Below are 16,434 nucleotides of genomic sequence, written 5' to 3'. Positions count from 1 at the left end.
GTTCGCAGAGGTTGGTGGATCTTGATCGATGGATCGGGTCGCTTCGCAAACCCGCCTCCGACGATTAGTCGCTCCCGCGGCGTTGGGTCGGTTACCATGCTCGCGCAGGAGTCAACCGCGGTTCCCACGGCAATTCTGCCGGCTTCGTGACGTTTCCGATGCTGTCGCCCGTGTTGTAGCAGCCATTTTCTACAGCCGGTTCGGGCACGCCGCCATCGAGGGGAGAAATCTGCTCAGCAAGCGCCCGAACCGAGCCCGCTGTCATAATTTAAGAAAACATGCCTTTGATGGGCTGTGCGCAACGCGAGCCTTTCCACACTGGCACCGGCTCCGACTCCGAGCTCCAGTCACCTGAGCCTGCGGCATTGTGTCAATTCCAGGCGATCACTATACCCAATGAGCTAAAAAGCATAGCTAGATTGAATTGCGACCAGTGGCGATGGGCAGATGACGGCGCCATCCGGAAACCCATTCAATCCCATGAGAGCAGAGGCCTCACGTTGATGAACCAGTCTCATTCCTTGACGCTCAATGACGAATTCGATGGAGACACCCTCCACGAAGAGTGCGGCGTCTTCGGCATTCTGGGCCGTAGCGATGCCTCGACGCTGACGGCGCTTGGCCTGCATGCCCTGCAGCATCGCGGGCAGGAGGCGGCCGGTATCGTCTCCTTCGACGGCCTGCGCTTCCATTCCGAGCGGCACATGGGACTGGTCGGCGATCACTACACCAATCCGACCACCCTCGCCCGCCTGCCCGGCAACATCTCGATCGGCCACAATCGCTATTCCACGACAGGCGAAGTCGCGCTCCGCAACGTGCAGCCGCTTTTCGCCGAGCTTGAAGTCGGCGGCATTGCCATCGCCCACAACGGCAACTTCACCAACGGCCTGACGCTTCGTCGGCAGCTGATAGCCGGCGGCGCTATCTGTCAGTCGACTTCGGATACGGAAGTCGTTCTCCACCTCATCGCCCGCTCGCGCTACACCTCCACGGCCGACCGCTTCATCGACGCGATCCGCCAGATGGAAGGCGGTTACTCGATGCTCGCCATGACGCGCACGAAGCTGATTGCAGCACGCGACCCCACCGGCATCCGTCCGCTGGTCATGGGCGAGCTCGACGGCAAGCCGATCTTCGCTTCGGAAACCTGCGCACTCGACATCATCGGCGCGAAATTCATCCGCGACGTCGAGAACGGCGAAGTCATCATCTGCGAGATCCAGCCTGACGGTTCGATCTCGATCGACGCGCGCAAGGCCGGCAATGGCCAGCCCGAGCGGCTTTGCCTCTTCGAATATGTCTATTTCGCCCGTCCGGATTCGGTCGTCGGCGGCCGCAGCGTTTACGTCGCCCGCAAGAACATGGGCATCAACCTTGCCAAGGAAGCGCCCGTCGACGCCGATGTCGTCGTTCCCGTTCCAGATGGCGGCACGCCGGCAGCCCTCGGCTACGCCCAGGAAAGCGGCATCCCCTTCGAATACGGCATCATCCGCAACCACTATGTCGGCCGCACCTTCATCGAGCCGACGCAGCAGATTCGTGCTTTCGGCGTGAAGCTGAAGCACTCCGCCAACCGGGCGATGATCGAGGGTAAGCGCGTCGTGCTCGTCGACGATTCGGTCGTGCGCGGCACAACCTCGCTGAAGATCGTGCAGATGATCCGCGATGCCGGCGCCAAGGAAGTGCACCTGCGCGTCGCAAGCCCGATGATCTACTATCCTGATTTCTACGGCATCGACACGCCGGATCGCGAGAAGCTGCTGGCCAACCAGTACGACAGCCTCGAAGCCATGTGCAAATACATCGGCGCGGACTCGCTGGAATTCCTGTCGATCAACGGCCTTTATCGCGCCGTCGGTGGCGAGGATCGCAACGACGCCCGTCCGCAGTTCACCGACCACTACTTTACCGGCGACTATCCGACCCGCCTTCTCGACAAGGACGGCGAAACGATGGGCCGCAAGGTTTTTTAGATAGGCCCCATGATCATTCCAAACCCGGCATTTTGGGAGACAACCGAAAGCAAACACACTCTATGGCAAGAAATCGAGCATGTTCAGCAAAAGTGCTGAAACGCTGCCAGGGGGTATTTCGCGCCGGTCTTCCAACATATGGCGCGTACCCGTTCCGACTGCCGTGAGTCGTTGAAGGCCTTGCACATTCAGATCAACACCAGAACAGCGATCGCAATTTCTTCTTCTGAAAGCCCATAAGAGGGGCAGCCGCCGCGCCCACGGGACCTGCGATGAACGACGATCAAATCGAACCTGTTCGCTGCGTGCAGGATCGCCCAAGCGATCGCAGTCGCAAGTGACATTCCGATGCAATGCCAACGAGCGGAAGGTAATCCAAATCCCGATCCTCGCCGTATGAAATGCCCATGAGTGTTGGATCTGCCAGACCCTTCACTGGACTCCGGCGTTTCACAAAATCTGTTTGGAGGAGCCCATGCGACTAAATCGCGTTGTCCTGTTTTGTGCAGTGGCAGTGGGCCTGCCGACGGTTTGCGTGCCGGGTGAGGGGAGCGATATTTCGGGTCGGTGGGCACGAGGCGATGGCAATGCCATTGTCCGGATCGCGGCTTGCGGCACCAGCATCTGCGCCGTAAACACTTGGATCAAGCCGGGGACCCTGAAGGAAAAGATCGGGGACAAGCTCATCATGGATATTCGAGCGGGGGGAAATGGCTACTCCGGCACGGCTTTCGACCCACAGCGCAATTTGACCTATAGGCTGACAGTGACCATAGCAGGCAACCTCATGACGACGAGCGGATGCATCTTTTATGGCACCATTTGCAAGGCCGTAAGTTGGGCAAGATTGAGGTAGGCTAGGCATCCGTTGTCGCTCGCGGCAGCAACAGGTGGGTTCGAGACCCAGCCTGGGCCGAGCTTAGTAACAGAGAGTGCGCAGCATGCCCTCGACATTGGGTTTGCGCCGGCAGTCATTCGAAGATTCGGACCCGGTGGTGTAGATCCGCTTAGCAGCCGGCTTCAGGGTGTCGCTGTCGGTATGGGCTGCCCTGGTCGGCCTTTGGGATGTACAGCCGCCCCCGACCAACGCCGCGGCAACAAGGAAGAAAATGGGAAGGCCTGACAATCGCAAGATGTGTCGCCTCGACGTGGGAATACGTTTGTCACCCTTGATCATCAGACTGGTTCTCTGTCCCTAAATAAAAGCACGAGGACTGACAAAGCCTGGGGCTCCGCCGAATCTTACCCGTCGATCCATTGGGTAATCCAGGAACTGATGCCCGCGGACAACGCTGATAGGAAGGTGCCCCAAAAGAGGTCTGCTATTGTCAACGTCGTAGACCAGTTCTTCAACGTGGATTGATTGGTCAAGTCGTAGGTCGCATAGGCGGTGAAGCCAACAAGCGCGCCGTAGAGTGCCGCGGTGGCCGAAGAACCGGATACTAAGCCAATCCTGACAGCAAAAAATGTTAGCCCCACCGCATATATCAGATAGAATACGACTGCCGGAGCTAGCCGGAATCTGGGGGAAAGCATGTCCCCCAAAATGGGCCGATAAAGGCGATCGGCCATAGTGCTCAGCCAGATAAAATCGATCGCGGTAAAGACGATCAATGTGGCCAGGTAGGCGACGATGTAGGTCTTCACTTTGCTATCCTTCGAAAATTTTATGCGAGCTTCAGTTGGTTTTCGTCGTCGCATCCGCCTCGTCGGCAGATGGGCCAACAGGGACGAAAGCGAAAGGAAAAACGTCGGCGGTCAAAAACGCGCATCGTCTTGGCCAGTAGCCCGTGCACGCTACGGATGCTCGATCGTGTAAAGCCCGACATTGATGTTTCCTTCCTCGAAACCTGCTTCGCAATAGCAGAGATAATAGTGCCAAAGACGTCGGAACCGTTCGTCGAAGCCTTGTTTTGCTATGGCTGGCCAATTCGCGTGAAAACGCGACCGCCAATCGGCAAGCGTACGCGCATACGATCTCCCGAAATGTTCAATTTCCGTGAGTTTCAATCCGGCCGTGGAGATTGCTCGTTCGAGCGCCTTGTCCGATGGCAGGAACCCGCCAGGGAAGATGTATTTTTGGATAAAGTCGATACTTCCGCGGTAGGCCTCGAACCGAGTCTCCTCGATGGAAATGATTTGCAGCACTGCGCGTCCATTATACTTCATGCAACGTCTTAAGGTCTCGAAATAGACCGGCCAATAGGCTTCGCCTACCGCTTCGAACATCTCGATCGAAACGATGCGATCAAACTGACCTTCCACGTCACGATAATCTTGCAGCCGCAGATCGACCAGGCGAGCCTTGGCGCTCTTCCCGACCACATCGTTAGCCCAAGCCAATTGCGACGGCGAAAGGGTAAGGCCGACGACCTTGGCACTCGATCTGGTCGCAAGCTCGATGGCCAATGCACCCCAGCCGCAGCCGAGTTCCAGCACGCTTTCACCCCCAGAAAGCGCTAGCTTTTCGCGAATGCGATCGAGGTGTTTCTGCTGGGCGGCTTCGAGGTGCGGCGTCGTGTCGTCATAGATCGCCGAGGAATAGAGCATAGTCGGATCAAGCCATTCCTTGTAGAAATCGTTACCGAGATCGTAATGCGCCTCAACATTGCGTCGGCTGCCCTTTTTCGTATTGGCATTCAAGAGGTGGAGCATTCTGTTGACCAACCGCATCAGGATGCTGCCGCCAATTGCGCGCGACAGGACATCTTTATTCCGTGCTGCAAGCCGAATGACCTCAGTCAGGTCCGGCGTCGTCCAGTCTCCCTCAAGAAATCCTTCCGCAAAGCCGATATCGCCGGCCGTCAGGATGCGACGAACCATTCGCCATTTCGTCATGACGATCGTCGCGTCGGGACCGGGTTCTGTACCGGTCTTTTCGACGACAATACCGGAGGGCAGCACGATCCTAAGGCGACCGGTATGGAGATTGCCGACCAGGCGTCGCAAAAGCCGGCCAGCAAAACCCGGATATTCGTAACGCGCCGGCAGCGTAAGCGTGAGATGGGATAAATCGTCATACTGGCTCATTGAATCTCGCTCTTTCGATGCGATGCGTTTTCTTCGGTTTGGTGATGTGGATGATAGGAAACCGGGTGTTCAGGGGGCTGCGGACGCCCGCGCAGGCGAATGCCTTTCAGCCAGATCTTTAGGGCCTCCCAATGGATGCCGCCGACGACCCGAAACGTCAGCAGAGGAATTGCGAAGAAGGCCTTCAGCAGGGCGGCGTCCGTCAGTTCGATCCGCCTGGCCAGGTGCCGGGCAGTCAGCATCAACCCTTCGTCGTCGAACGCACAAATGCGGATCGATAGGGTCTCCGAAGGGGGCAAAACAACGAACTCGTAGCGGAGGTTCATGTCTAGGAACGGGGATACGTAGAACGCCTTGTCGCAATGCTGGACGATCTCCGCACCGTCAGGCGTGTCCACCGGGAACATATAGCCATGGCGCTGCCCAAACGTATTGTCTACCTCCCAGAGGATGGCCCTCAACGCTCCATCCCTGCCGTAGCAGAAGAAAGCGCTTAGGGGATTGAAGGCCCAACCCAAGATACGCGGCATGGTGAGCAAGCGAATGGCGCCACCATCCGGCTCAACGCCTCCTCTCTCGATGGTGCGCTCCACTTGCTTCTTCAGGTCGGAACCAGAACGATTGCCGCGATCCTTGCGATAGAAGGAAAAAAGGTTGAAGCGATCGATCGAAAAAAGCTTCAGCCTGCGGTCGAGCTCGTCGAGTTCGTCGAGATCGATTAGAAGTGAATAGATGCGATAGTTTAAACGGTGCTGCTTCGGCTTTACCCGCGCATGCGTGACGTGCCCAGGAAACAGGGCCGAACGGAGACCCGCCTTCATACCGGCTCCTCCAGCTTTGTCGATAGTTCAACCGGCCTCATCAATGGCTTGCGAATGATGCGGGCGCTTTCCTGCTTGACCTCCCAGGGGCGGCGCACACCACCGAGGTCTTCGGCAACCGCAAGCCCGGCCTGGATACCATCCTCATGGAAGCCTGAGCCGAAATGCGCGCCGCAGAACCAGGTATTGCGCACGCCCTGCAGCGACCAGACCTCATGTTGCGCCCGGTCGGTATCAAGGTCGAAGACCGGATGTTCGTAGACCTCGCGGCTAATGACGGTTTCCCGGCGCGGTTCTCGGCGTGGATTGAGTGTCACGAAAGTCGGCGGTGCTGCGCCCAAAGGCTGCAGCCTGTTCATCCAATAGGTGATCGACGGCTTGGTGGTGCTGCCTCGTGTATCGGCGACATAGTTCCAACTGGACCATGCAGCACGTCGCTTGGGCATCAGGCTGACGTCGCCATGCAACACCGCCTCATTGCGCGAATAACGGAAGACGCCAAGGATGCGTCGTTCGTCATCCGTCGCATCAGACAGCATGCGGAGCGCTTGGTCCGCATGAGTTGCGATCACGACATGGTCGAAAACATACTTCTCGCCGCGGGCGTCCCGGATCTCCACGCGACCGGGTACGCGACGGACTGCTTCGACTGCGGTTGAAAGGCGGATGCGATCAGAAAATGGACGGATCATGCGCATCACGTATTCGCGGCTACCGCCTTGCAGGGTGCGCCAGATTGGACGATTGCGTAGTTCAAGAAGCCCGTGATTGTGGCAAAAGTTCACGAAGCCGGCGGCCGGATACGCGCCGACCTGCATGGCAGGCGTCGACCAGATCGCCGCTGCCATCGGATAAAGATGATCGTCTCGGAAGGCGCGACTATAGCCGTTGCGTGTGAGGTAATCGTCGAGTGAAACGCCGCCCATCGTTCCGAGATCGCGTGGCGCGCTGCGATAAAATCGCAGAAGGTCCCACATCATCAACCAGAAGCGTGGGTTCACGAGGTTGGATTTCTGGGCGAAAAGGCCGGAGCCTGTCCCGCCGGAATATTCGAGCGCGCCGTCGTTCAGCGAGACGGCGAATGACATGTTGGATGCCGCGGTCGGTACGTCGAGTGCCTGGAATAGGGCCGTCAGATTGGGGTAGGTGACCTCGTTGTACACGATGAAGCCGGTATCGACGGCGACCGACACACCGGCACTTTCAAATTCAACCGTATTACTGTGACCCCCAATGCGGTTCGAGGTCTCGAACATCGTGATGTCGTGGCGTTGCGACAAGAGCCACGCCGCCGATAGGCCCGAAATACCACTGCCAACCACTGCGATATTCAGGCGCGGGGCAACTGCGCTCCCGTCTTGAAATGCCATGCAGTCCTCCATTTCGAGCTGTCTCAGTTCCTTAACCAGTTTTTGCCCTCAGCCGCATGTACGAGAGCAGCTACCGGTTAGTTTTCTAAGTCGCGCGAATTTTTCGCTACTGACTAAGCAGCGCATCGGCACCGCGCCTTTCTCCGCGCACGTGGAAGTCTACAGACGAGCCGGAACGAAGCATCCGATGCCGGAAATCTGGGTTTTTACGGATACCTCTGATCCAGACTGCGACCACGACGTACAAAGGGGATGTCGTTACTAGCGAAGGCCGATCTCAAATCGTATAGTTGCCGGGCAGGCGCTTCGCAGCATGCGCGGGAAAGAAATCCGCAATATAGGGTAACGACATTGCCTGTGAAATCGAATGAGATGGAACGCGAGTTGCTCAACTCGTTGATGGGAAGGGTGGCGAGCCGGGATAAAGCAGCTTTCGAAGCAATCTATCGACACTTTGTCCCGAAACTCAGGTCATTCATGGCAAGATCATCCAATGAGCCAGCGGTAGTGGAAGAATACGTGCAGGAAGCGATGGTGACCGTCTGGAGGAAAGCTCATCTCTTCGATCCTTCCAGAGGCCATGCTTCAACCTGGATTTTTGCGATCGCTCGCAACTTGAGGATCGATGCGTTCAGGCGGGGTCCGAAACCCGACTTCGATCCAGCTGATCCGCTGCTCGCTATTAACGGAACCGAGCCACCGGATGAATTGGTTTTGCGGTCGCAGCAAGCAGATGCACTGAGAGAAGCAATGAAACAACTGAAACCTGACTTCGTCGAAGTCCTCAGAATGTCGTATTTCGAAGGGCTACCGCACGGTGCTATCGCTGAGAAGCTGGGGCTCCCTTTGGGGACGGTGAAGTCGAGGATTCGCCTGGCATGCGAGAAACTCCGCGCAGCGTTGGGGGATCTTTAGATGATCCAGCATCATTTGACGGATGAGATGATCGCCGCAATGGCGGCAGGCACTTTGGAGGCGGGATGGGCGCTCGGCGCAACAACTCACCTTACCATGTGCTCAGCCTGCCGGGCGGGGCTTCACGCCTTCGAACGGATTGGCGGGTACTTCCTTGAATGTGAGGTCGCCAACGACAACCTTGACGAAGGTTGGAGGGAGATGGAGAGACGTATTACGGAATCACAATGGGAAGAGGACCCTGTCACAAGCAGTCCCCGCAGCGAGGCAGAGATGTTCCTTCCTGAGCCACTGGCTACTTACGTGGATCGGGCGGGGGGGCTTAAGTGGCGTTTTCTCGGCCGCGGAGCCGCGCAGATGATCGTCCCCACAGAGGACGAAACAACAACTGTTCGTCTGCTGAAAATTCCTGCGGGCCAGCCTGTTCCTGAGCACTCGCACCGGGGCACCGAACTGACGCTTGTTCTTGATGGCAGCTTCACTGACGAAGTGTCGACGTTCGGCCCGGGCGACGTGGAAATAGCGGACGGTACGTTAACGCACACCCCCAGAGCGACAGAGGGGAAGGACTGCATCTGCCTTGCAGTGACAGACGCGCCGCTCAAATTCTCGAGCCTGCACATGCGGCTGTTTCAGAGGCTCTTTAAGATCTAGGCCCCCATGTTGACCAAGGCCAACCGATACCGAGGACCCGCGACCGCCAGAGGACAAGGCTCCGGTTGAGGACAGCTGGAAGAAATAGACGGTTGAGGCAATCGTCCGGTTCGGCTTCAGTGACCGCCGGTATTCAGCCCTGTTCTGGCTCACAGGAAGACCCCTCACTTTCGCATCACAAGCCCTTCCGTCTCGGGCTCTGCATCGCCATAGGGAACTACGGTGATTACCGGAATTCCCGCCTCGTCGGCAGCACGGATCAACGCGCCCCGGGCCTCCAGCGCGGGAACGCGTCCCTCGATCGCATCCAGGCACGCTTTGACGGCGCTGACATACTCATCTCCATCGTCCGACGGCCACGCCAGGATGAGCGCCTCGGCGACGTGCCGGAGTGAGCTGATTGATAGGTATTTCTGCGGGCCGCACATCACTAGCATCAATGGAACGAAATCTCCGCCTTTGTGCCAAATCACCAACCCTGCCTCCACAACCAAATAACTCAACTCTGCCGCCTGGTTCCACGGGACCGGCACCCGCTTGCCGTCTGAGGCTACGACAGCAAATGCTAATCTACAATGCCATTTGGTAAATGCCAGCCTCTTATACAGAGACAGAGGCGCTGTTCGATAGCGTGCAGCAGCGCGGTCATTTGCACCGGACTGCGATGCCACACATTCGGAGCATAAGCCGATGAAAAAAAATTCACTGAATGTCTTGAAAGGCAGTGCTAGCAAAACCAAATCGAATATAGCCGGCAGCCCATTAGGGGGCCGGGAAGCCGGGGACGCAGGTTTCCGACTGGCGTTCCCATTCCAACTCGCTTTACGGAGGATTTGGTTATGAGAAACGAACTGGACTTCGCACCTTTCTATCGCTCGAGCGTCGGCTTCGACCGGGTTTTCGATCTTCTCAGCAATCCGCAGCGCCTGCAGGCCGTCGACGCCTGGCCGCCCTACGACATCGTGAAAGTCGGCGACAACGAATATCGGATCAGTATCGCCGTCGCGGGCTTTGAGATTGGCGATCTCGACATCACCCAGGAACACAACGTTCTGATCGTCAAGGGTGGAAAAGGTGAAGAAGGGGAGGGCGAGTACCTTTATCGGGGCGTCGCCTCACGAAGCTTCGAACGCCGCTTTGAACTCGCCGACCATGTGAAGGTCGAGAATGCCTCTCTCAACAACGGCCTGCTGAACATTGAGATGAGGCACGAGATTCCCGAAGCGATGAAGCCACGCAAGATTACGGTTGGCGCTGGTGCTAATGATCATGCCTCGCTTCAGATTGAGGCGACCAAGAAGACAACGTGAGTGTGAAAAACGGCGGGCCGTCGCCTGCTGCGTCGACCCGCCCTTGATACGGATGCTGCAAATAGTTCGAACGCTCTAGTCCGAAAACGTCGTCTTCGCTGAATGCTGGAGGCCTCGGGAACAGGCTGTCTAGTCACACCCCCTGATATGGCGGTCTCCGAGCGGACCAAGCGAGAACAGCATATGGCGGCGGCCTCGCGACCGTGATATCAAGCAGGTTCGAGAGGGAAGGTCTATGAGAGCAAAGCTTGTGGCGGTCGCGGTTGCCGCGCTCGCCCCGGTCATCGCCATGCTCGCTTACAACGAAGTGGCAATGCGCCTCCAGCGCAGCCAAGAGGTGCGCATGCAGGCCGCGCAAGCAGCTCGACAGGCGTCTTTCGAAGTCGAGCGCATCGTCGAAGGCCTGCGCTGGCTGATGGTCGCCGTCACGGCAATGCCCTCGGTTCGCCACCAGGACGCCAACACTTGTAACGAGGCATTGACGTCGCTGGCAGCAAACGTCCCGAACATCCAGACGCTCTTTGTACTCTCACCAGCTGGAACACCAATCTGCGGAAGCGCAGCCATCCCGCGCACAACGAATTTTGCCGACAGAGACTACTTCAAGAAGGCCTTGCAGACAAAGGCGTTCGTCGTCGGCCGATACACAAAAAGCAGGGTATCGGATAGTCCTGTCCTGCCTCTTGCCATGCCAGTGGTCGAAGGAGACAGGGTGAGGGCTGTGGTTGTCAGCGGCATTCGACTGGATTGGCTCCAGAACCGGGTCACCGAGCGCGGCATCGCGCCCGGTAGCGCAGTCACGATAGCCGACGACACGGGAACCATTCTGGCCCGCGTACCGCTGGCGGAACGGTTCGTCGGAACAGTCATCCCACCAGACTTCCAGAAGCTGATCCATGCCGATGAGCCGGGTGTGATCAACGTGATGAGCCAGGACGGCACCGAGCGTGTGCTTGGTTATCGGCCGATATCGGAGGCTGGACTCCCCCTCTATGTCAGCGCGGGCTTTTCCACCGCCGAAGCATTCGGGCCCATCGACAGGGCTACTGTCAATAACGTCATTGGCATTGTGCTAGGGGTCGCAACTGCGTTCTGCCTGTCGATGTTTATTGGAAAACGATTCATCCTGACGCCGATTTCTCACATCGCGGACGTCATGGAGAGGTGGCGAGGCGGCGAGGCGGCGGCCCGGACAAGAATGAATGGTACTGACGAATTGGCGGCCGTAGGCGCGTCCCTCGATCGGCTTCTTGACGAACTGGATTGTCGTCGAACTCAGAATGAGAGCGTGGAAGAGGAGCGGATGCTTCTCGTGCGGGAGCTGACGCACCGGGTAAAAAACGGTTTCGCACTTGTTCAGGCGATAGCTCGCCAGACCTTTGCTCGTTCCGATCCGGATCGATACCGTTCTTTCTCGGAACGGCTGGCGGCGCTCGGTGGCACATACGACCTCATCTTATCTCGGGAAGGGTTGGCGTCGCCAATAAGAGCCATCCTGACGGCCGCGCTGCGGGCACATGTGGCATCAGAGGCTCAAAACGTATCGTTGGATGGGCCAGACTTCGTCCTGCCGCCGGATCTCGCCCTTCCATTATCTCTCGTGGTGCACGAGTTGGCGACAAATGCCACGAAATACGGCAGCCTCGGAACGGAATGTGGAACCGTTGAGGTGCTCTGGAAGCGGGATGGCAAACGGCTCGTGTTGACATGGACCGAATCGGGCGGGCCGACTGTGATAAACACCGGTAAAAAAGGATTCGGCTCCGTTCTCATTGAACGGGCTTTCCCAGCGAAGTTCGAACCCAAGTGCCTAGCGGATTATCGACCCGAAGGGCTGGTCTTTGAGCTGAGCTTTACCGCAGTGGAAATGAAGGCCGAGATCGACGCTATCGCTTCGAAAGTGGAGATCGCGTAAACAGCGCCGGCCCTACAGGAGAGTTAAGCATACGAATGGAGGCGTGGCCCAGTCGATCTGCCCAAGGCCCGAGCGTGCATGAGGGATCAGAGTCGGTCACGCTGGTAATAGCGTAGTCGGTTCCGATGCTAGCGTCCCATTATGACGGGTTGGACAAGGAGTCTTCATTCTTTATTCTCGTCGGCCTGTTTTCTATGCATCGAACCAAGGTGTGTCAGGAGGGAAAGCAGTTTCTCGCGAGTGTTCTGGTCTTTGATTGCGAGTAGGGCGGTAATCCAGGCCAAACCTTCTTCGGTAGCTATGAACAGACTGACATCGTTTTTGCCCTTGAGTGGCGAGACTGACGCTTCCGGAGCATCCTTCTCGAAAAAGTAGCCGATCGGCACCTGAAGCACTTCGGCAATAGCCTGCAACCTGCTCGCACCTACCCGATTTATGCCCTGTTCGCACTTGTTAAGCTGCTGGGATGTAATCCCCAGTTTTTCAGAAAGCGCGGCCTGGCTTATGCCCAGCTCCTTTCGATGCGATTTTACCCGTTTACCGACATAGGCATCCACAGCGTTCGGTTGCTTGGCCTTCATGCCGGCCTCCTGCTGCTGCAAGTGGGTGGTCCCTTCCAAACCCCGACCTCTTGATTTCGCTGATCACGCAAACCAGCGAGCGCAAGACAGGAAAGCATTGCCACTCCAACCCGTTGCTCACTGCCGACCGCCCTCATCACATATTATCCTCGTTCGTGTGTAAGTGAACGATTTCGTGTGCAGGAAGTTTCCATTCTATTCGCGTTGACGAAAGCCTAGATACTAAAGATGCTCCGGGAGCTGAATAAGAACGACTACCCGTTGAGCCGCCAGATTTCGAAGTTCAGGATTGTGGCGAAAGCCACCCACACCGCCAGCGGGATCAGGCAAACCGCTGCTACATTATCAACGTGGCGCGCCCTTTTAATCGTCAACGCGATCAAAAGCAGTTGAAGCACGATGTTTACCAGGCCAGCCAGCGGATTGTGCAAAGCAAAGAAGAGCGCCAGGACCACAATGCGTTCAGTGCGAGCTGCGGAAAAAGGAGAGCGAGCGCAGACCCGCGGCCGAGGGTATGACGCGGGAGACGAAGTAGCCGCCACGCGGCCAATGCCATGAGAATGTAAAGGGCGGTCCACGTGGGCCCAAATAGCCAATTCGGCGGATTGAACCATGGCTTATTGAGCGCCGCGTACCAGCCTTCAATGTTGGGAAATGTTGCGATCTGTCCCGCAACCGAAGCCAAAATCACGGGCATCACCGCGATCGCCAAACCCACGGCTATAGACCTGTCTCTATTGGAGTCTACTCTCATCTCCAGATCAGCACGGGCCCAGCCGCCCGGCATATCGCTTCCGGGATGCGCGGGTTACGAGGCTAATGCCTGCTTGGATCATATCGCCGCCGGAAGGTTCGTCCGCCAACTCACAGGAAAATGGAGCGCTGCCAATCCAGACGCAGGCAATCCGATCACGATGGTTGAGGTTCGATCGCCAAGTCGCGGATGGGACCCGTTCGACATCGGGCCATGCGGGTTGGATTCCACGGCTTATAAAAAGACCATGATCGATCCGGTGGACGATCTGACGTCACGAGATCAGAAAGCGCAAAGCTGAGCGGCGCCCAGGTCAATCCAGGGCGCCAGGATTTCAAATCAGAATGAGCGCTGCAGACGGAAGAAACCCTTGGTCACCTCGTCAGCATCGTCGGGATCAGTGTAGTCGGCGGTTGCCTTGGCATAGAGGTTGTCAGCGATCTGATAGTCGACAGTGATGCCGACCGTCCACGCGTCGCCGAGGCCGTCGAACGAGTCGCCACTGAAGGTACCGAGATCAGGCACGTAATTGCCGAAGTACTGGGCCTCCGGGGTGATGGTCCACTTTTCGTTGGCCTTGTAAGCGTATTCGGCAGCAACAGTCCATTCCGACTGCGAGTAGTAGGAGTTCGGACCCGACGCGTAGATAGCTGCCAGGCCGAGTGTACCGGGACCGATATCAGCGAAAAGCATTCCGCGAACTGCACCCTCTTCATTATCGGTGTCGTAGCTGCCGATAAGCTGGTAGCTGATTGCTCCAGCCTTGCCGCCGATGCCGAGGCCGACACCGAAATTGTTCGGGTTCTCACCAGGCTTGTAATAGCCGTCTTCCAGCTCGTCGACGGTCACCCCAGCGTAGAAGTCGCCGCTTTCATACTGGTAGCGGATGGAGTTGTGCAGGGTTTCGAAGCTAGACAGAACATCAGGCTCACCGGAGAGATCGTCATCCCACCAGCTGTAGAACAGACCGGTGCGGAAGCCAGCGATGTCGATGTAGGCCGAGTCCAGGATCGAGGTCGTCTCTGGATTGTCACCGTTGTTGCGTATCACGATCAGGCCGGTGAGCGGACCATATTCGGTGTCGCTCTTGGCGGTGAACTGCACATGAGCGCGCGTACGCGCGTTCCAGTCCGAGGTACCCTTCTCATCCGGGCCGGCATAGACTTCGAACCGCAGGTAACCGCTGACCTTGAGGCAGGTTTCGGTGCCCGGGATGTAGAAGTAACCTGTGCCGTACGCGTCGCAGACGCGGACATATTCAACCGCCTCGGGTTCAGCTGCAACGATTGCATCGGCAGCGAACACCGGCGTGGACGCAACAGCTGCAAATGCCGCGGCGGAGGTCAACGAAGCCATCCGGATATTCATTGGAGAACCATTTCCTTTTCGATTGAACCGCCGCCTGGGGGCTAGCGCCGTTCCGACAGTTTGCAGATTAAGCAAACCGCTGAAGTCAGCGTTTCATCCTTGCTTGAGTCGATCAATCTCGAAGTGATGGCTTGTTGCCCGCAAACGGTTTTTGTTTGGGCGACGTGGCGCTTGGGTAACAACTCACGTCACTGGTATAGAAAGGAGGACGCTGTCGTGATCATTTCAGCGGCGTGTCCTCAGGTATTGAATGCGTTTTGCACTTCCAACACGAAACTGGAGAAGTCACGCTCGCGCGCACCGGTCGAGCGGCATCATTGAAGCGGCCGGATATGGCTGACGAAGGCCCCGCCCAATGCCGCCTTTCCAACCCTGCACGCCATGTGTGCGGTTGATGCCGTCGTGGCTGGCCGATATCGAAATAGCCGCTTTCCTTGTCAAACTGGATGTTCGACGTGAAGAGGGCCGCCGCCTTCAGGCCGTTGGCGAAGTAGATGAACTCAGCCGGCATGAGAAGGAGCCACGCCGCGATGGACGACGCTGCAAGGACGGAGTGCTGGAAAGATTCTCCGGATGCGACGTTCGTAGAACCGCAACAAGCTGAAGCCGCCGTCAGCGATTTCGCCCGAAATCAACAAGGCCATCATGTAGCCGGAGATCACGAAGAAAACGTCGACACCGACAGATCCACCGCGAAAGCCGGGCACGCCCGCGTGGTAAAGAATGATCGGAAGGATCGCCAACGCACGCAGCCCATCAATGTCTTTGCGATAGGATATAACGCGACCCGTACCTCCTACGCCGATTGCGAGCGAATTCCGAGGTGGTTTGGCACGGATATTCAAAACGCAGTACTCCGAGTTCGGTTGTGCCCGCAGCAGTCGAGAGTAGCGTCAGTAACGTGACAAACTGACGAAAATCTGAACACGTTGGCCGTAATAGGACCAAGGTCCTAAATCGACCGACTGAAGTCCTATATGCGGAACTGTCTTTTTACTTGGAAGTTCCTTTTTGCAGCGGAACAACCCGCTTCTCAAAGGAGAACTTAACGATGAATATCAAAGCAGTAGGTATCGCCGCCAGCGTTCTCATGGCATCCACTTGCGCCTTCGCTCAGTCGTCGGCGGTAACTGGTGCCGTCGGGGGTGCCGCAACCGGTGCTATCGTAGGCGGTCCGGTTGGCGCGGCTGTGGGAGGCATTGTCGGTGGCGTCGCAGGTGCCGTTCTTGATCCGCCGCCGCAGCAGGTGGTGACTTATGTTCAACAGGCTCCAGCTCCCGCCGAGCGCGTCGTGGTAAAGGAGAAGGTGGTCATCGGGCAGCCTTTGCCGAGCACTGTCGTTGTCACCCCGGTTCCCGAAAACCCGAAATACGCATATGCAATCGTGAATGACGAACGCGTCATCGTCGAACCTTCCTCCCGGAAGGTGATCCAGGTCATCCAGTGACCGAAGGGCGGCGCAAGCCGCCCTCTTCCATACACCAAAGCCATATCAGATCACCAGTGCTACCCCTACAGCGCCGCAGGAGTTGAGGCATGATCCATCACGATGACAAACGTTCCGGCGTCGGCTTTCCGCTGATTGCCATCCTGATTGCCATGGCAGCAATCGTTGGAACTCTCGCCATGAACGCAGAGCATACGAGGACGGCGACACGGGTCTGGGTGCCGACCAATTCAGCGCTGTCAGTAACAACTGCCCGCGTCGCTCGACCTGATCTACACGAAGCGGTTCGCTAA

Annotated in this window: 19 protein-coding genes; 9 read left to right on the top strand and 10 right to left on the bottom strand. The window is 57.4% G+C overall.

Annotated features, from left to right (window positions below; genetic code table 11):
* The first annotated feature begins 503 nt into the window (after positions 1 to 503).
* Positions 504 to 1,976, top strand: coding sequence for an amidophosphoribosyltransferase (gene purF, locus RGCCGE502_RS21430; protein ID WP_016556290.1), 1,473 nt, complete (start codon positions 504 to 506; stop codon positions 1,974 to 1,976).
* Between the two features lie 475 nt (positions 1,977 to 2,451).
* Positions 2,452 to 2,832, top strand: coding sequence for a DUF2147 domain-containing protein (locus RGCCGE502_RS21425; RefSeq protein WP_016556289.1), 381 nt, complete (start codon positions 2,452 to 2,454; stop codon positions 2,830 to 2,832).
* Between the two features lie 386 nt (positions 2,833 to 3,218).
* Here RGCCGE502_RS21425 and RGCCGE502_RS21420 read toward each other — a convergent pair whose 3' ends face one another.
* The 4 genes from RGCCGE502_RS21420 to RGCCGE502_RS21405 all read right to left on the bottom strand — a co-directional run bounded on the left by RGCCGE502_RS21420 (position 3,219) and on the right by RGCCGE502_RS21405 (position 7,197).
* A complete protein-coding gene (locus RGCCGE502_RS21420) occupies positions 3,219 to 3,623 on the bottom strand; it encodes a DUF2177 family protein (RefSeq protein ID WP_016556287.1) in 405 nt (134 codons plus the stop codon).
* A gap of 150 nt (positions 3,624 to 3,773) precedes the next feature.
* A complete protein-coding gene (locus tag RGCCGE502_RS21415) occupies positions 3,774 to 5,006 on the bottom strand; it encodes an SAM-dependent methyltransferase (RefSeq protein WP_016556286.1) in 1,233 nt (410 codons plus the stop codon).
* Positions 5,003 to 5,827, bottom strand: coding sequence for a DUF1365 domain-containing protein (locus tag RGCCGE502_RS21410; protein WP_016556285.1), 825 nt, complete (start codon positions 5,825 to 5,827; stop codon positions 5,003 to 5,005). Before RGCCGE502_RS21410 ends, RGCCGE502_RS21415 begins: the two co-directional genes overlap by 4 nt.
* Positions 5,824 to 7,197, bottom strand: a complete 1,374-nt coding sequence (locus RGCCGE502_RS21405; RefSeq protein WP_019280258.1) for an NAD(P)/FAD-dependent oxidoreductase — start codon at positions 7,195 to 7,197, stop codon at positions 5,824 to 5,826. Before RGCCGE502_RS21405 ends, RGCCGE502_RS21410 begins: the two co-directional genes overlap by 4 nt.
* Positions 7,198 to 7,569: 372 nt before the next feature.
* On the opposite strand from RGCCGE502_RS21405, the gene RGCCGE502_RS21400 reads away from it, so the two are divergent.
* Both RGCCGE502_RS21400 and RGCCGE502_RS21395 read left to right on the top strand, forming a co-directional pair.
* On the top strand, positions 7,570 to 8,112 hold the full coding sequence (locus tag RGCCGE502_RS21400) for a sigma-70 family RNA polymerase sigma factor (protein ID WP_016556283.1): 543 nt from the start codon (positions 7,570 to 7,572) through the stop codon (positions 8,110 to 8,112).
* The gene (locus tag RGCCGE502_RS21395) at positions 8,113 to 8,766 is read left to right on the top strand and encodes a ChrR family anti-sigma-E factor (RefSeq protein WP_016556282.1); all 654 of its coding nucleotides are present in this window, start codon (positions 8,113 to 8,115) and stop codon (positions 8,764 to 8,766) included.
* A 164-nt stretch (positions 8,767 to 8,930) separates the two neighbouring features.
* On the opposite strand, the gene RGCCGE502_RS21390 is transcribed toward RGCCGE502_RS21395, so the two are convergent.
* Positions 8,931 to 9,203 carry a DUF982 domain-containing protein gene (locus RGCCGE502_RS21390; RefSeq protein WP_051158717.1) on the bottom strand — a complete coding sequence of 91 codons (273 nt, stop codon included), beginning with the start codon at positions 9,201 to 9,203 and terminating at the stop codon, positions 8,931 to 8,933.
* 402 nt (positions 9,204 to 9,605) lie between these two features.
* On the opposite strand from RGCCGE502_RS21390, the gene RGCCGE502_RS21385 reads away from it, so the two are divergent.
* Positions 9,606 to 10,076: an Hsp20 family protein gene (locus RGCCGE502_RS21385; protein WP_016556280.1), complete on the top strand. Its 471-nt coding sequence runs from the start codon at positions 9,606 to 9,608 to the stop codon at positions 10,074 to 10,076.
* A 235-nt stretch (positions 10,077 to 10,311) separates the two neighbouring features.
* On the top strand, positions 10,312 to 11,991 hold the full coding sequence (locus RGCCGE502_RS21380) for a sensor histidine kinase (RefSeq protein ID WP_016556279.1): 1,680 nt from the start codon (positions 10,312 to 10,314) through the stop codon (positions 11,989 to 11,991).
* A gap of 164 nt (positions 11,992 to 12,155) precedes the next feature.
* Here the strand turns inward: RGCCGE502_RS21380 and RGCCGE502_RS21375 are convergent, their stop codons facing one another.
* The 3 genes from RGCCGE502_RS21375 to RGCCGE502_RS21370 form a co-directional block, all read right to left on the bottom strand.
* Complete coding sequence (locus tag RGCCGE502_RS21375) at positions 12,156 to 12,572, bottom strand: helix-turn-helix domain-containing protein (RefSeq protein ID WP_051158716.1); 417 nt, start codon at positions 12,570 to 12,572, stop codon at positions 12,156 to 12,158.
* Between the two features lie 254 nt (positions 12,573 to 12,826).
* The gene (locus RGCCGE502_RS38800) at positions 12,827 to 13,027 is read right to left on the bottom strand and encodes a tryptophan-rich sensory protein (RefSeq protein ID WP_280114303.1); all 201 of its coding nucleotides are present in this window, start codon (positions 13,025 to 13,027) and stop codon (positions 12,827 to 12,829) included.
* Entirely contained in the window at positions 12,976 to 13,269 is a 294-nt protein-coding gene (locus RGCCGE502_RS21370; RefSeq protein ID WP_280114304.1) for a TspO/MBR family protein, read from the bottom strand. The genes RGCCGE502_RS38800 and RGCCGE502_RS21370 overlap by 52 nt, the downstream gene beginning before the upstream one ends.
* Between RGCCGE502_RS21370 and RGCCGE502_RS38215 the strand changes: the two genes are divergently transcribed.
* The gene (locus RGCCGE502_RS38215; protein WP_244441776.1) at positions 13,151 to 13,627 is read left to right on the top strand and encodes a hypothetical protein; all 477 of its coding nucleotides are present in this window, start codon (positions 13,151 to 13,153) and stop codon (positions 13,625 to 13,627) included. The two genes, RGCCGE502_RS21370 and RGCCGE502_RS38215, sit on opposite strands and share 119 nt — an antisense overlap.
* Before the next feature lie 38 nt (positions 13,628 to 13,665).
* Here RGCCGE502_RS38215 and RGCCGE502_RS21360 read toward each other — a convergent pair whose 3' ends face one another.
* Together RGCCGE502_RS21360 and RGCCGE502_RS39280 are read right to left on the bottom strand one after the other, a co-directional pair.
* The gene (locus RGCCGE502_RS21360) at positions 13,666 to 14,694 is read right to left on the bottom strand and encodes a porin (RefSeq protein WP_016556275.1); all 1,029 of its coding nucleotides are present in this window, start codon (positions 14,692 to 14,694) and stop codon (positions 13,666 to 13,668) included.
* Positions 14,695 to 15,194: 500 nt separating this feature from the next.
* Complete coding sequence (locus tag RGCCGE502_RS39280; RefSeq protein WP_439332348.1) at positions 15,195 to 15,401, bottom strand: acyltransferase family protein; 207 nt, start codon at positions 15,399 to 15,401, stop codon at positions 15,195 to 15,197.
* A 344-nt stretch (positions 15,402 to 15,745) separates the two neighbouring features.
* On the opposite strand from RGCCGE502_RS39280, the gene RGCCGE502_RS21345 reads away from it, so the two are divergent.
* Entirely contained in the window at positions 15,746 to 16,141 is a 396-nt protein-coding gene (locus RGCCGE502_RS21345; protein ID WP_016556272.1) for a DUF1236 domain-containing protein, read from the top strand.
* 89 nt (positions 16,142 to 16,230) lie between these two features.
* Entirely contained in the window at positions 16,231 to 16,434 is a 204-nt protein-coding gene (locus RGCCGE502_RS21340; RefSeq protein WP_016556271.1) for a hypothetical protein, read from the top strand.

This window comes from Rhizobium grahamii CCGE 502 (assembly GCF_000298315.2).
GTDB classification, from domain to species: Bacteria; Pseudomonadota; Alphaproteobacteria; order Rhizobiales; family Rhizobiaceae; genus Rhizobium; species Rhizobium grahamii.
This window is presented reverse-complemented; position numbering and strand designations above follow the sequence as displayed.

Excerpts from the sequence above, each read along its gene's own strand:
- purF (WP_016556290.1), top strand. The coding sequence starts at position 504 with ATGAACCAGTCTCATTCCTTGACGCTCAATGACGAATTCGATGGAGAC.
- RGCCGE502_RS21425 (WP_016556289.1), top strand. The coding sequence starts at position 2,452 with ATGCGACTAAATCGCGTTGTCCTGTTTTGTGCAGTGGCAGTGGGCCTG.
- RGCCGE502_RS21415 (WP_016556286.1), bottom strand. The coding sequence starts at position 5,006 with ATGAGCCAGTATGACGATTTATCCCATCTCACGCTTACGCTGCCGGCG.
- RGCCGE502_RS21410 (WP_016556285.1), bottom strand. The coding sequence starts at position 5,827 with ATGAAGGCGGGTCTCCGTTCGGCCCTGTTTCCTGGGCACGTCACGCAT.
- RGCCGE502_RS21405 (WP_019280258.1), bottom strand. The coding sequence starts at position 7,197 with ATGGCATTTCAAGACGGGAGCGCAGTTGCCCCGCGCCTGAATATCGCA.
- RGCCGE502_RS21400 (WP_016556283.1), top strand. The coding sequence starts at position 7,570 with ATGGAACGCGAGTTGCTCAACTCGTTGATGGGAAGGGTGGCGAGCCGG.
- RGCCGE502_RS21395 (WP_016556282.1), top strand. The coding sequence starts at position 8,113 with ATGATCCAGCATCATTTGACGGATGAGATGATCGCCGCAATGGCGGCA.
- RGCCGE502_RS21390 (WP_051158717.1), bottom strand. The coding sequence starts at position 9,203 with ATGCTAGTGATGTGCGGCCCGCAGAAATACCTATCAATCAGCTCACTC.
- RGCCGE502_RS21385 (WP_016556280.1), top strand. The coding sequence starts at position 9,606 with ATGAGAAACGAACTGGACTTCGCACCTTTCTATCGCTCGAGCGTCGGC.
- RGCCGE502_RS21380 (WP_016556279.1), top strand. The coding sequence starts at position 10,312 with ATGAGAGCAAAGCTTGTGGCGGTCGCGGTTGCCGCGCTCGCCCCGGTC.
- RGCCGE502_RS21375 (WP_051158716.1), bottom strand. The coding sequence starts at position 12,572 with ATGAAGGCCAAGCAACCGAACGCTGTGGATGCCTATGTCGGTAAACGG.
- RGCCGE502_RS21370 (WP_280114304.1), bottom strand. The coding sequence starts at position 13,269 with ATGCCCGTGATTTTGGCTTCGGTTGCGGGACAGATCGCAACATTTCCC.
- RGCCGE502_RS21360 (WP_016556275.1), bottom strand. The coding sequence starts at position 14,694 with ATGAATATCCGGATGGCTTCGTTGACCTCCGCCGCGGCATTTGCAGCT.
- RGCCGE502_RS21345 (WP_016556272.1), top strand. The coding sequence starts at position 15,746 with ATGAATATCAAAGCAGTAGGTATCGCCGCCAGCGTTCTCATGGCATCC.
- RGCCGE502_RS21340 (WP_016556271.1), top strand. The coding sequence starts at position 16,231 with ATGATCCATCACGATGACAAACGTTCCGGCGTCGGCTTTCCGCTGATT.